Genomic DNA, 12,778 nt, shown 5'->3' on the forward strand with positions numbered 1-12,778 from the left:
TTTTCATGAAAATCAAAAGGGTGTAATGAGCTATAAATGGACATTAGTTCGTTTATAGCTCATTTTTATTATTTTACAATTGTCAACTAACATATTTTTAATATTACAATTATTGACAATGAAATTTTCATGAAGGAGGTAATTTATGTTAGATGTTCAAAAAGTAGTTGTTTTTTTAGTGGCTCTAATTCTTCTATTTTATATGATAAGATTGTCGGTTTTTACAAAACAAAATTGGAAAATTAGAACATATGCATTTGTTGTATTAATTGGAGGACTTAGCTTACTTATTATTGCTACTTTTTTCGATATTGTTGGTTTAATCAAAAACTATAAATTTATTCACATATTAGTGAGAATATGTTTTACATTGGGATCGGTTATTTACGTAGCAGGTGTAATATTATGGAGTAATTACACCAAGAAAATGATTAATCAATTTAAAAAAATTGCATTAACTGACTCCATGACAGGAGTACTAAACAGAAATGGAATGGAAAAAGAATATAGTATGCTTATTAAAGCAAAAAATCCTTTTGCTGTTATTGTTTGTGATCTTAATGGAATGAAGAAAATAAATGATAGCTTGGGACATTTAGCTGGAGACAAGTATATTAATAGTACTACTAAAATAATGACAGATGCAATAGGTTTAAAAGGTCATATAGCTAGAATGGGTGGGGATGAATTTGTTATATTTTTAGAATATATAGATATTTCAGAGTTAGAACTAATCATTCTAAAAATAAAACAAGCAGTCTCTGGAATATTACCTGAGAAAAATAGTGGAATAAGCATTGGTTATTCATTATTTCCTAGTGATGGAGTTATTTTTGAAGAATTAATAAAAATTGCAGATGAAAAAATGTATGAGGATAAACAAAGGAGAAAATAATTATGATAAAACTCATTGCAACTGATATGGATGGTACATTATTAAATGATAATGGAAATATAAACGAAAAAATATTTGATTTAATTAATAGGCTGAATGAAAAGGATATAAAATTTGTAGCAGCCAGTGGTAGGTTTTACTCTCAACTGCAAAAAAACTTCGAAAAGGTAAATACGGATATGATATTCATTGCTCATAATGGAGCTATTGTTAAGAACAACAAGGGGAAGGCGCTATATGAAAACAGTATTAATAAAGAAGAAATAAACCATGTAATAAATTTAAACCCCAAGCTAGGTGAGGAACTATTCTTAGCTGGAGAAAACGAGGCATATATAGTAAATCCATCAGAAGATATGTTGAATACATTTATATCTTTTAAAGTGACTGCAGTAATAGTAAAATCTTTTAGTGAAATAAAAACTCCCATATACAAGATTACTTATTATATGGCTCATGGTGTAAATTCATCTATAATTGATTACCTAAAGGAAAATTTGAATGATAAGCTTGAATTTGTTGTATCCGGGGACAAGTGGATAGATATAATGAATAAGGGCATAAGTAAGGGAAAAGCTATAAAAATACTTCAAGAAAGATTCAACATAAGTAAAAAAAATACTATGGTTTTTGGAGATTATTATAACGATTTGACTATGTTTAAAGCAGCGCACCATAGCTATGCTATGCAGAATGCTCCAGAAGATGTAAAGAAACATGCTAACTTTGTTGCAGAAAGCAATAATGATGATGGAGTCTATAATGTAATAGCTTCATCACTAATGAAGTTAGAGTGTAGTTAGATTAAATTCTATTATGTAAAATAATGAAAAACTATTTACAAAATGTAAAATATGATATAAAATAATATTATAACAAAAAATTGTATAAAATAGCCAGTGCAGGAGGTACTATTATGAATATATGTTTACCTATCGTGCCGGCATTAGTTAGTGGTACTTGCTCCGTACAAGGATAGCTTAAGTAAAAAAAATCTTAAGTTAATATCGGTTATACTTTGTCCGGAGCTGATTACCAGAAATAGCCGATGCTGGAATATAATAAATTAAAGTGAATTTTTAAATCAATATATATTTTCACTGGATAGTTATGTCCATTTTTAGAAATCTGGATGTATATCTTTATTTTGTTATGTTTAATTTAAGGCATCTTTATCTGGTAATTAAGTACGCTTTTGTGTTTGATGTTTTTTGTCATACTCAATTTTATTAGCGTGTAAATTTAGCTGCGGATGGCATAGCCATACCGCGGCTTTTTAATTTTATTTTATACAATTTTATGTTGTTAAAATTTAATTGATATTGGGCTATAGTTTTGTATTTCTAAATTAAGATTACAAAGCTATAAAGGGGAATGAATTTTCTAGAATTTGTTCCTTTCCAATAGATATGTAAGTTGGAATTTTATTTTCAGCTTGTATACCTATAAAAGACCGCAGGTGTATTTTACTTTGCGGTCTTTTGTTTTACAAAAAAATATTATAAAAATGGAGGAGAAAAATATGAGTTTATTAGTATTTGAAAACATTAGGAAAGAGTATAAAAATCAAGGGGTGTTAAAGGATGTTAATCTAAGAATTGAAAGAGGCGAAAAAGTGGCACTTATTGGAGCAAATGGATCAGGAAAAACAACGCTACTTCGGATAGCGACTGGGCAAGAAAACTGTGATAGTGGAAAGGTAATTGTAGCGAAAAATATAAGAATGGCATATCTGTCACAAGACATGTTTGAAATAAGAGATGAAGAGCAAAGAAACACAGCATTGTATTATGAGAAAGTAATACAACTTGAAAATAAAATGCGGACAATTGAAAAAGATATGGGGTCAGTAATTTATAACAGCGAAAAATATCACCGGCTAATGAATAGTTATTCTATTGCTTTATCAGAATATGAGGCTATAGATGGATATATCATTGAGAAGAAAATTACTAAGATTTTAATGGGGCTTGGATTAAGAAAAGAGGTCTTATCAATTCCTTTAATTAATTTAAGCGGAGGAGAAAAGATGAGAGTGCTTATTGCAAGAATGATATTAACGGAACCAGATTTAATTATATTAGATGAGCCAACTAATCATCTTGATATTAATGCACTGGAGTGGTTAGAAGAATTTCTTAAAAAGTTCGAAGGTGGAGTACTTTTTGTGTCCCATGACAGATATTTTTTAGAGGGTGTTTCAACAAGAATTGCTGAACTTCAGGAAGGAACTATAATAGAAAAAAGTTGCAGTTACTCGAATTTTATTCAGCAAAAAGACATTCTTAGAGCCTATGCGTTAAAGGAACAAAAAACTTTAAATTGGAAAATGAAAAATATAAATAGAGTAAATGATGAACTTAAAAACAAGGGGAAAATCAGAGCTGCTAAAAGTAGGAATAAGACAGTTGTTCGTATAAATGAAGAACTTAAGAAAGATATACAAATTTTAAAAGAAAGGGAACATCTTAAGAGAGATGATGGAATAAAACTAAAGTTTAAGGAATTAAAGAAGGTTAGCAAAGATATAGTATGGGCAGAAGGATTAGAAAAATCATTTGGAGCTGTTTCTTTATTTAATGGAGCTAATTTTCATATAAGAGGGGGAGAACGTATAGGAATAATTGGTGCCAATGGATGTGGTAAAACTACCTTGATTAGAATTATTTTAGGGGAGGATAGTGATTATAAGGGTTTTGTGAGAATTGGAGAATGGGTTAAGTATTCATATTTAAGTCAGGATATTAATTTTCAAGATGAAGAGAGAACTATACTGGAGGAAATATTGTCTAGGAAAGAAATGAATCTGAATTTAGTAAGAGAACATCTAAGCCCTTTTAAATTTTATGGAGAGGACTTATATAAGAAAATAAAAGTTTTAAGTGGTGGAGAAAAGCTAAGGCTATATTTATCTTGCATAATATTAGAAAATTCTGACTGTCTGATATTAGATGAACCAACTAATCATTTAGATATTCAGGCAAGAGAAGCCGTAGAAAAGGCTATTGTGGAATTTAAGGGGACTGTTATTGCTATATCTCATGATAGGTATTATCTAAATAACTGTGTTAACAGAATACTAGAAGTTACATCAGAAGGTAAGATTATTTCTTATAATGGAAATTATGACTTTTATAAAAATAGTAAAAAATTAAAGTTAGGGGCTGAATCAAGAGATATTAAATCAGTGGGACCAAATAGTAAAAAACAAGGGAATATCAAAGCTCCCCCAAATTGTGAGGTAAAAAATAAAGATGATACTACAAATACAGGGAATGTAGAAAATGAAATTATACAACTAGAAGAAAAAATCATTGAATTTGAGGAATCTATTGATAAATATACTCCTAGTGAAAAGTATAGTGAATATTCTATAATGCTTGAAAAGGTTAGTAAGTTATACAGTATTTTATAAAATGGAAAAGAACTGCTTAAGCTGAGCAGTTCTTTTCCATTTTTAAACTTTGTTCTTACCCGTGGACTTAAATCGGGAGTAAACCTAGTTATTAATGATGTGAATTTGTTATCATTAAGTGATGGAATATACAATGGAAAATGTAATGCTGGAAGATGGACAAATGAGATGAATATAACAATTAAAGGTCATAAAATAATTAAATTATATGTGACTAAGGATGTTTCCATCCCAAAACCTGAGGTTACTAATGCTATGCTAAGTAAAGTTATAGAAAAATAAAATACTAATGTAGATGTTATTTCGTGGGCAACAGTAACTTTCAAAGCATATTTAAAGGCCATTGAAAATGCATTAAATAAATTAACACTTTTTATGCAATTAGTTAATACATTTTAAAATTATAGCCTTCCTAAATAGGAGAGGCTATAATTTGTTTAACTAGTGTCCATTTGCAATTAATTTTCATTAGGAAAATATTTAATTGACCAATCTTGAATCATTTCTAAGGCTGGAAAAAGGTATTCACCTATTTCAGTTAGTAGAAACTCAACTCTAGGTGGAACTTCAGCATAGATTATTTTCCTAATTAATCCATCTCGTTCTAATTCTCGTAATTTTTCATTAAGAACTTTCTGACTAACACCGCAAGTTATTCTTTGAAGTTCTAAAAATCGCTTTGGACCATCATTTAGATGACATAAGATAACCGCTTTCCATTTACCACGAATTAATTCCATTCCAAGATCTATATTACAAACGTATTTTTTACCATTATGTATGATCATATATACACCTACCTATGAAAGATTTATGATTTAAAAACATCATAAATAAATACTATTATATACTATGGTGGTTATAGTATCAATTTGATTGGGGAAAAATGTTGAAAATCTTTGTAAATGCAACAATTCATACCTTTTGGTAAGTTACCTTACAAATAAGTGCGTACTTGTTACATATATTTTCATAGCGTATACTATTTAGTGTAAGTGTGATTAATTTAGCAAAAAACAAAGGAGTGTGGGAATTAAAATGATAACTATAGTTGCAAAAAATTCAATAAAACAAGGCAAAACAGAAGAATTCAAACTTTTAGCAGAAAAACTTATAAATGAAAGTAGAAAAGAAAGTGGGTGTATATCTTACAACTTATATGAGGATTCTAATAATTGTAATATATTAACCTTCATAGAAGAATGGGAAAATAGTGAAGCAATTAATCTTCACAATAATTCAGAACATTTTACTAGTATTGTACCAAAATTTGGAGAGTTAAAGCAAAGCCAGTCAGAGGTCAATTTATATAAAAGGGTATAATTAGGAGGTATAATAAATGAAAGTTGTAGCATTTAACGGAAGTCCAAATAAAGAGGGAAATACTTATTTTGCAATAAAAATGGTTTTAAGTGAACTTGAAAAAGAAGGAATAGAAACAGAAATCATTCATGTAGGTAACAAGTCAATTAGAGGATGTATTGCTTGTAATAAATGTGCAAAAAATAAAAATGAGAAATGTGTGCTTCCAGATGATGATGTTAATGATTGGATTCAAAAAATGAAGGGATCAAATGGAATAATTTTAGGGTCCCCTGTGCATTATTCGTCCATGGGAGGAACTATGAAATCATTTTTAGATAGAGCCTTTTATGTTGCAGGTAATAATAATGGAATGTTAAGACATAAGGTTGGTGCATCTGTTGTTGCTGTAAGGCGTGCAGGCGGGATTCCAACTTTTAATCAGCTAAATAATTTTATTAATTATTCGGAAATGTTAATGCCAACTTCAAATTATTGGAATGTAATTAATGGCACAAGACCAGGAGATGCATTGCAAGATGAAGAAGGTGTTCAAATTATGAGAGTGCTAGGGAAAAATATGGCATGGCTTATAAAATTGGTTGAAAATGGAAAAGAAAACATTAAAGCACCTGAGAGAGAAGATAAAATATTCATGAATTTCATTCGTTAATATTCTATAATGATTGATGAGATTAGTAAGTTATATAGTATTTTATACAACTAAAAAGAACTGCTTTAGATATGAGCAGTTCTTTTTAATTTGTTTATATAAGTTTATAAATTATAGCATCTCAATAAATGCAGCAATTCTTGTTTTAAGTTGTCCTACATCATTTTGAGAATAATCTGTTTCTAAACTCATATATGGAGTATGTTTTTCTTCTTTCATAAATTTATTGATTGAATAACTTTCCACACTATAAGTATGACAGGCCTGTAGAATTACATCTATTACACCATCTACTTTGTATTCATCTACTAAAGTTGAAAGAGACCTTATTCTGCCATCATTAGGACTCATACATGAACAAGGTATATTTAAATATTTTTTAGTAAGTGCATCTATTGGATCTATACTTTCATCTACTAATTCTTGATTTGCTTTTATTCCTGTACAGTTTTCATAACAAACAACTACACCGTCATTCTCCTCTATGAGTTTAATGATTTTCTCAGTAGCCCCACCTAAAGGACAACCAGTAATTAATATCCTTTTTCTGCTTTCACTTACTTTTTTATTTCCATTTTCATAATCTTCTTTTATATCTTGGGTGAACTTTGTAAGCGTTTTTATGTGGGCTTCTTTATCTGTTTTAAATGTAGCCCCATATAATACTTGAAGCATTTCGGTTCCAGTAATAGGAGGTGGGCACATTTTCCCTAGTTCATAAAAATCTATTAGTGCTTTTCTTTCTCTATTTCTAAGATTAATGGCTTCCTTGAGCTTTTCCTGCGTGATGTCTACTCCAAATTCACTTTCTAATCTCTCTTTAAATAAAATCATTTCATGTTTCCAAGCATTAAAGGCAGCCTCGCCCTTGTTAGTTTGAGGTAATTGCATTACGTGCATTGGTTTAATTTTTCCTAGATACTCATACATTTTTTTCTTTCCATCACAAGTAGTTTCTCCAACTATCATATCTGAAAAATAAAAATATGGACATTTATCTGTTAAACCAAAACCGTAGCTTGATTTAATAAGTGGACATAAATTTTTCGGAAGATGCTTTTCAGCTTCGGCAATAGGTTCGTCACTCATGCTACAAAGTGAAATAGGAATAGCACCGGCAGCCATAATAAGTTCCCAGGGACTGTATGTGCAATAAGTTCCTACTATTTTTTTTCCATCATCTTTTAAATTTTTTACATCAACAAACCCCTTTTGTCTTGCTTCATTGAATTCATTGAATATTTTAGGTAAGTCATTCATAGTGCGTAATCCTCCTTAAATCATCATCTGCGATGCTGTAATATTAACGACTTCAGAAGGAGACTTTCCTTCTGAAGTCGTTAATAGTCTTTAAAAGTTATTCTATAACACTTTAATTATAGAATTTCTATATTGTGAAGTCTAATAGGATTTTTATATTGATTAGCTGTTATCTATTTAAAATAACTATACAGAAAAACTATTTTTGAGAAAACCACATACTATAGTAGGAATTTTTCGAAAATACTACTAAATGTGACTGTAAAAAAAAAATCTAGATTAATTTAGAATATTAGGTAAATTGGTGGTGAATATTTGTGGTTTTTCGTGTATAATGTAATTAAAATAGATTTATATTACAAAAAAATACATATTTAGTTAATTAAAAGTTAAATAGTATTTATATTCATTTTTTTTTTAAAAATATATAATAAAACAAAGGTTGGTGTAAAAATGGGAAAAATTAAAATTGTGGTTGTAGATGATTCACCTTTTTCAATAAGTATCATTACTGAAATTTTAACGGAAAAGGGTTTTGAGGTAATTGGAAATGCTAGTTCACTACAAGAAACAATAGAAGTGGTTGAATCTAAAAGACCAGATTTGGTAACTATGGATATGACCATGCCAGGAACTGACGGATTAGAATGTACTAGAGCGATTCATAAAATAGACCCTAATATAAAAGTGATTATTGTTAGCTCAATGATGGATGATGAAATTGTAACGGAAGCTAGAGAAAATAAGGTGTCAGGATATGTTCAAAAACCTGTACAGCCTGATGAAATTGCAACAGCCATACAAAGGGCCATGGTGGATGAAAAATTATTTGATGATTTAGAAGAAATATATTTTAATGTGTTTAAAGAAGTATTTTCTGACAATATGAATAGAATAGTAAAAGAAGCTCCAGCTTTTGAAAAAGAAGTTACAGCAAATGGAACACAAGCATCAAGAGGTATCTCTATTGTTGTGGGAATCATAGGAAAATATTGTGGTAGTATGATTCTCGATTTATCTTATGAAACTGCTGAGGCTATGACTAAGTGTGCCTTGAAAAGAGAAATGAAGAACACGGAAGAATCCTTAGCGATGATGGGTGAATTCGCTAATATTATTTCAGGAAATGCTTGCTCCTTATTAAATCGTAAAAATAGTGTTTTTGGGTTTAGGGTAGCTCCACCAACTATATTCCACGGAACTTCTCTGAATGTATCTAGAACAATACTTGATGCTAAATCCATAATTGCACAAACGATTTTTGGAGAGATAAGTTTAAATGTAGGATTTAAAAGGGGGGCTAATGAATGGATGTAAATCTTGTAAATCCATTTATAGATTCATTTTTGAATGTAATGCCTCAGCTTGGGTTTAAAGAGGTTAAAAAGCAGGGGGTTAGTGTTAAAGGAAAAAGTATTAAAAGTTTAGGGGTAATGATTATCTTAGGTATAGTGGGGGATATTAAAGGAAATATTATTTATTCACTAACGGATGAAAGTGCAAAACAAATTGCATCAGTAATGATGATGGGTATGCCTGTTCCTGAACTAGATGATATGGCACAAAGTGCTTTATCGGAGCTTTCAAATATGCTCACTGCAAATGCTAGTACCAATTTTGCTGAAAATGGAACAACTATTAACATTTCAACCCCAACATTAATGCATGGAAGTGATTTTGAAGCAAAGATGAATACTGATACAGTTTTATGTGTTAGCCTTATTGTTGACAATATCCCAATTGAAATTAATATTGCCTTTGATTAATGTTCAATAATAATAATAACAGATAAAATTCATTAAAATATAGATAAAAGCATAGATATGCTTTTAATATAATATAAAACTGCGAATAATATTTGTTAGTAGAGAAGGGGCTTTTAAAAAGTAGAAATTATTCCTATTTTTAAAAAGCCCCTTATTTAGTTGGAATAGTTGACTAAATAAGTAGATTAGAGAGAGGGAGTGTTAAGTATGTAATATCTAGTATATAAAAATTATAAGCTAATAGCTAACGAATAAGGAATTATTTTACATATGTAATTATGCGAGGAATAAACAAATACACAAAGAAAAAAATGTAAAAATATTAATATAAATGAAAAAAACATACTAAAGAAATGGGAGTGATTTTAGATGAAAAAAATAGGTACTAAAATAATAGCTTTAAATATTTTAGTTGTACTATTAACAGCACTATTAATCGGAGGAATGGCAACCTATAGAATGTCCCTGCTTAGCAAGAATACGGTTACAACAATTGATGTAACTGTTAGGAAAGATTATGATGAAAAAATTAAAAACGGAGTAGAAAATGTTATAACTATGTTAGAGGTGATTAATAAGAAATATGAGGGTGGAGAAATCACATTAGAAGCAGCTAAAAAACTTGGTGCTGATTTAACACGTGAAATGAAATATGGTGAAGGTGGATATTTTTGGATAGATACCGTTGAAGGAGTAAATGTGGTACTTCTTGGTGGGGAAGCTGAAGGTAAAAATAGATATGAGTTAAAGGACGTAAAAGGGAAATATATAATCAAAGAAATTATAGGAAATGGATTAAAAGACGGAGGCGGCTATACAGATTATTGGTTTCCTAAAAAAGGGGAAGAAGTAGCATCTCCAAAGAGAGCATACAGTAAGGAGTTTAAAGCTTTTAATTGGGTTATAGGTACAGGAAATTACGTTGATGATATGGACAAATTTATTGCAGGAGAAAAAGCGGGTTTGCAAAAAGCTTTTTATGAAAGTGTAATTAATTTTATGGTTTTAGTTATAGTTGTTGTTGGATTATCTGTAATTATTTCATTTTATTTCAGTAAAAAAATATCTAATCCTATATTGCTTATAAGTAAGCTAGTGGACAAGACAGCAAAACTTGATTTAGCTTATGACAAAAGTTATGAAGGAATTTTAAAATATAAGGATGAAACAGGAATTATTGCACAAGCAGTTGCTGATTTAAGGAGTGCACTCAGAGCAATCACTATTAATTTACGAGATAATTCTCAGGAGGTTCTTCAATATTCAAAAGGTATGGCTGTTGCTACGGATGAAACTGTCCAATCTATAGAAGCAGTATCCGTGGCAATTGAGGAACTAGCAAAGGGAGCAACAAATCAAGTACAAGATGCGCAAAGTGGTGCTAAGGATTTGTCAAATCTTGCAGAAGAAATTAATACTGCAGTGAAGAGTTCAGAGATTTTAAAGGATTATTCTAATGAGACTAAACTAGTAAATGCAGAGGGATTAAAATCTATGAAGGTGCTTACTGAAAGATTTAGGGAAAGTAACAAGTCTAATGAAGAAGTAGTAGAAAATATATCTGTGCTCCAAAATAAATCAAATTCCATCGGAGAAATTATAAGCACTATACAAGCTGTAGCAGAACAAACAAATCTTTTAGCATTAAATGCTGCTATAGAAGCAGCTAGAGCTGGAGAAGCTGGGAAGGGATTTGCAGTAGTTGCTGATGAGGTAAGAAAACTTGCAGAAAAAACCGCAGAAGCTACTAATGAAATTACAACTATGATTGGTGAAATCCAAAGGGAAATTAGCAAAGTAACAACAAATATAAATAAGGGGACGAATATTAATAAAGAAGCGAATTCATCCATGGAGTTGTCACAAAAATCTTTTGATAGTATTGAAAAATCTATTATTAATATGATTACTCAAATTGATACATTGGGTCTTAATATCAATAATGTAGATAAAAACAAAGATAAGGTATTACAATCTATAGAAGGAATGTCGGCAATATCAGAACAAACGGCAGCTTCAACGCAGGAAATAGCTGCATCTATGGAAGAACAAACTAGTGCTATGGAAGAAATATCAAATACTGCTGAAAATCTTGAGAAGATTGTAATTAAATTAGATGAAATAGTACAGAAGTTCAAACTATAATATGGAAAAATTTCAAATATAAAAAGTATAGAATAAAAACTAGCCTTCTAGGATAATATAATTCTAGAAAGGGGAGTTTTTAATGCCAAATAAACCTACGAAAATGAATATACAGCATGATTTAAATAAGAGACATAATAAACCTGGAATTGTGGATGCAGAAAATGAATCAGTTAATAATAAGCCAATAAAAGATGCTAAAAAGACATTTAGCTAAAAAAAGAGCCCTAGGGCTCTTTTTTATTGTAAAATCATTTATGTTCATGTATATTAGTTGGTTTATTTCCTCTAAATCCATAATTAGTTGAAACTTTTCTTCCAATACTGGTAATTTTACCTGTTATACATCCGCGACAATGAGCAGGAGTGTCTCCAGTACATATTTTACCTGGATATAGAGCATATTGTTTTCTATATTCGCCTTCTGTAACATTAGGCATAACAACATTGGCACCACTTTGTAGGGCCATTAGTCTTCCGTTTTTATTTAGGGACTCCATAGCCGTTGTTGCAGGTATATTAATGTCTGGTAGTAGCAAACGTGTTATAGACATAACTTTAAGTGCCATAGTTAACTCCTTACCCTTAGCCTTTGCAAGGGGGGTGTCTTCATTTGGAATAAAAGGCCCTATGCCTAACATGTCAGCATCAATTTCTTTGAAAAATAATATATCATCTGCATAGGATTCTATAGTTTGGTTTGGAAGCCCAACCATAACACCTGTTCCAACTTCAAAGCCTAATTCTTTTAATATTTTTAAGCAATTCAGTCTGCTTTCATGACTCATACCTGGATCTAGCTTTTCATATAGTTCTTTGTCTGTTGTTTCAATCCTTAGAAGATATCTATCAGCACCAGCAGCTCTAAAAGCCTTATATTCATCAAAAGTTTTTTCACCTATACTCAAAGTTAGGGCTAAACCTAAATCTTTTATTCCTTTTATTATTCTTACAATTTTATCACTGGTGTAATAATTATCTTCACCACCTTGAAGGACTATGGTTTTATAGCCAAAGGACTTAGCTTTAGTGGCAAAGTCTAAAATTTGTTCTTCTGTTAATCTATACCTAATTATTTTTTTATTATCGTGGCGAAGTCCGCAGTAAAAACAATTGCGCTTACATATATTAGTGAATTCAATAAGACCTCTAAGGTGAACGTCATCACCTAAGTATTTTTTTCTAACTTCATCAGCCGCGTTAAATAGTTCTTGGTCTGCATCATTGCTCTTTAAAAGAGAGATGATTTCCTGTTTGTTTAATATATGCTGCGTTTTTGCTTTATTTATGATTTCTAATAATTTCATTATTATCTGGCACCC

Annotated in this window: 13 protein-coding genes and 1 pseudogene; 11 read left to right on the top strand and 3 right to left on the bottom strand. The window is 30.3% G+C overall.

Annotation, left to right across the window (positions count from 1 at the left end; all coding sequences use genetic code 11):
* Nucleotides 1-145 precede the first annotated feature (145 nt).
* The 5 genes and pseudogenes from G9F71_RS11815 to G9F71_RS27770 all read left to right on the top strand — a co-directional run.
* Complete coding sequence (locus G9F71_RS11815) at nucleotides 146-895, top strand: GGDEF domain-containing protein (RefSeq protein WP_164952147.1); 750 nt, start codon at nucleotides 146-148, stop codon at nucleotides 893-895.
* A 2-nt stretch (nucleotides 896-897) separates the two neighbouring features.
* The gene (locus tag G9F71_RS11820) at nucleotides 898-1,698 is read left to right on the top strand and encodes a Cof-type HAD-IIB family hydrolase (RefSeq protein WP_164952146.1); all 801 of its coding nucleotides are present in this window, start codon (nucleotides 898-900) and stop codon (nucleotides 1,696-1,698) included.
* A 719-nt stretch (nucleotides 1,699-2,417) separates the two neighbouring features.
* Nucleotides 2,418-4,310 (top strand): ribosomal protection-like ABC-F family protein, encoded by a 1,893-nt coding sequence (gene abc-f / locus G9F71_RS11825; RefSeq protein ID WP_164952145.1) that lies wholly within the window; start codon nucleotides 2,418-2,420, stop codon nucleotides 4,308-4,310.
* Between the two features lie 99 nt (nucleotides 4,311-4,409).
* Entirely contained in the window at nucleotides 4,410-4,592 is a 183-nt protein-coding gene (locus G9F71_RS11830) for a hypothetical protein (RefSeq protein ID WP_164952144.1), read from the top strand.
* A 12-nt stretch (nucleotides 4,593-4,604) separates the two neighbouring features.
* A pseudogene (locus tag G9F71_RS27770) lies at nucleotides 4,605-4,709 on the top strand (hypothetical protein); the annotation flags it as partial.
* A 59-nt stretch (nucleotides 4,710-4,768) separates the two neighbouring features.
* Here the strand turns inward: G9F71_RS27770 and G9F71_RS11840 are convergent.
* Nucleotides 4,769-5,098: a winged helix-turn-helix transcriptional regulator gene (locus G9F71_RS11840; RefSeq protein WP_164952143.1), complete on the bottom strand. Its 330-nt coding sequence runs from the start codon at nucleotides 5,096-5,098 to the stop codon at nucleotides 4,769-4,771.
* A 250-nt stretch (nucleotides 5,099-5,348) separates the two neighbouring features.
* Here G9F71_RS11840 and G9F71_RS11845 point away from each other — a divergent pair, with 250 nt between their 5' ends.
* Together G9F71_RS11845 and G9F71_RS11850 are read left to right on the top strand one after the other, a co-directional pair.
* Nucleotides 5,349-5,633 (top strand): putative quinol monooxygenase, encoded by a 285-nt coding sequence (locus G9F71_RS11845; RefSeq protein ID WP_164947932.1) that lies wholly within the window; start codon nucleotides 5,349-5,351, stop codon nucleotides 5,631-5,633.
* Nucleotides 5,634-5,649: 16 nt separating this feature from the next.
* Nucleotides 5,650-6,285, top strand: coding sequence for a flavodoxin family protein (locus G9F71_RS11850; protein ID WP_164952142.1), 636 nt, complete (start codon nucleotides 5,650-5,652; stop codon nucleotides 6,283-6,285).
* 111 nt (nucleotides 6,286-6,396) lie between these two features.
* On the opposite strand, the gene G9F71_RS11855 is transcribed toward G9F71_RS11850, so the two are convergent.
* On the bottom strand, nucleotides 6,397-7,545 hold the full coding sequence (locus tag G9F71_RS11855; protein ID WP_164952141.1) for a double-cubane-cluster-containing anaerobic reductase: 1,149 nt from the start codon (nucleotides 7,543-7,545) through the stop codon (nucleotides 6,397-6,399).
* Nucleotides 7,546-7,998: 453 nt separating this feature from the next.
* On the opposite strand from G9F71_RS11855, the gene G9F71_RS11860 reads away from it, so the two are divergent.
* The 4 genes from G9F71_RS11860 to G9F71_RS27295 all read left to right on the top strand — a co-directional run bounded on the left by G9F71_RS11860 (nucleotide 7,999) and on the right by G9F71_RS27295 (nucleotide 11,673).
* A complete protein-coding gene (locus G9F71_RS11860; protein ID WP_164952140.1) occupies nucleotides 7,999-8,862 on the top strand; it encodes a response regulator in 864 nt (287 codons plus the stop codon).
* Complete coding sequence (locus G9F71_RS11865) at nucleotides 8,853-9,311, top strand: chemotaxis protein CheX (protein ID WP_164952139.1); 459 nt, start codon at nucleotides 8,853-8,855, stop codon at nucleotides 9,309-9,311. The genes G9F71_RS11860 and G9F71_RS11865 overlap by 10 nt, the downstream gene beginning before the upstream one ends.
* Before the next feature lie 369 nt (nucleotides 9,312-9,680).
* A complete protein-coding gene (locus tag G9F71_RS11870; RefSeq protein WP_164952138.1) occupies nucleotides 9,681-11,456 on the top strand; it encodes a methyl-accepting chemotaxis protein in 1,776 nt (591 codons plus the stop codon).
* 82 nt (nucleotides 11,457-11,538) lie between these two features.
* On the top strand, nucleotides 11,539-11,673 hold the full coding sequence (locus G9F71_RS27295) for a hypothetical protein (RefSeq protein WP_263488221.1): 135 nt from the start codon (nucleotides 11,539-11,541) through the stop codon (nucleotides 11,671-11,673).
* 34 nt (nucleotides 11,674-11,707) lie between these two features.
* Here the strand turns inward: G9F71_RS27295 and hydE are convergent, their stop codons facing one another.
* The gene (gene hydE, locus G9F71_RS11875; RefSeq protein ID WP_164952137.1) at nucleotides 11,708-12,763 is read right to left on the bottom strand and encodes a [FeFe] hydrogenase H-cluster radical SAM maturase HydE; all 1,056 of its coding nucleotides are present in this window, start codon (nucleotides 12,761-12,763) and stop codon (nucleotides 11,708-11,710) included.
* Nucleotides 12,764-12,778: the final 15 nt, after the last annotated feature.

The sequence above is a fragment of the Clostridium sp. FP2 genome (assembly GCF_011065955.2).
Taxonomy (GTDB): domain Bacteria; phylum Bacillota; class Clostridia; order Clostridiales; family Clostridiaceae; genus Clostridium_AD; species Clostridium_AD tagluense.

Coding starts and splice junctions, on each gene's coding strand:
- G9F71_RS11815 (WP_164952147.1), top strand. CDS start 146: ATGTTAGATGTTCAAAAAGTAGTTGTTTTTTTAGTGGCTCTAATTCTT.
- G9F71_RS11820 (WP_164952146.1), top strand. CDS start 898: ATGATAAAACTCATTGCAACTGATATGGATGGTACATTATTAAATGAT.
- abc-f (WP_164952145.1), top strand. CDS start 2,418: ATGAGTTTATTAGTATTTGAAAACATTAGGAAAGAGTATAAAAATCAA.
- G9F71_RS11840 (WP_164952143.1), bottom strand. CDS start 5,098: ATGATCATACATAATGGTAAAAAATACGTTTGTAATATAGATCTTGGA.
- G9F71_RS11845 (WP_164947932.1), top strand. CDS start 5,349: ATGATAACTATAGTTGCAAAAAATTCAATAAAACAAGGCAAAACAGAA.
- G9F71_RS11850 (WP_164952142.1), top strand. CDS start 5,650: ATGAAAGTTGTAGCATTTAACGGAAGTCCAAATAAAGAGGGAAATACT.
- G9F71_RS11855 (WP_164952141.1), bottom strand. CDS start 7,545: ATGAATGACTTACCTAAAATATTCAATGAATTCAATGAAGCAAGACAA.
- G9F71_RS11860 (WP_164952140.1), top strand. CDS start 7,999: ATGGGAAAAATTAAAATTGTGGTTGTAGATGATTCACCTTTTTCAATA.
- G9F71_RS11865 (WP_164952139.1), top strand. CDS start 8,853: ATGGATGTAAATCTTGTAAATCCATTTATAGATTCATTTTTGAATGTA.
- G9F71_RS11870 (WP_164952138.1), top strand. CDS start 9,681: ATGAAAAAAATAGGTACTAAAATAATAGCTTTAAATATTTTAGTTGTA.
- G9F71_RS27295 (WP_263488221.1), top strand. CDS start 11,539: ATGCCAAATAAACCTACGAAAATGAATATACAGCATGATTTAAATAAG.
- hydE (WP_164952137.1), bottom strand. CDS start 12,763: ATGAAATTATTAGAAATCATAAATAAAGCAAAAACGCAGCATATATTA.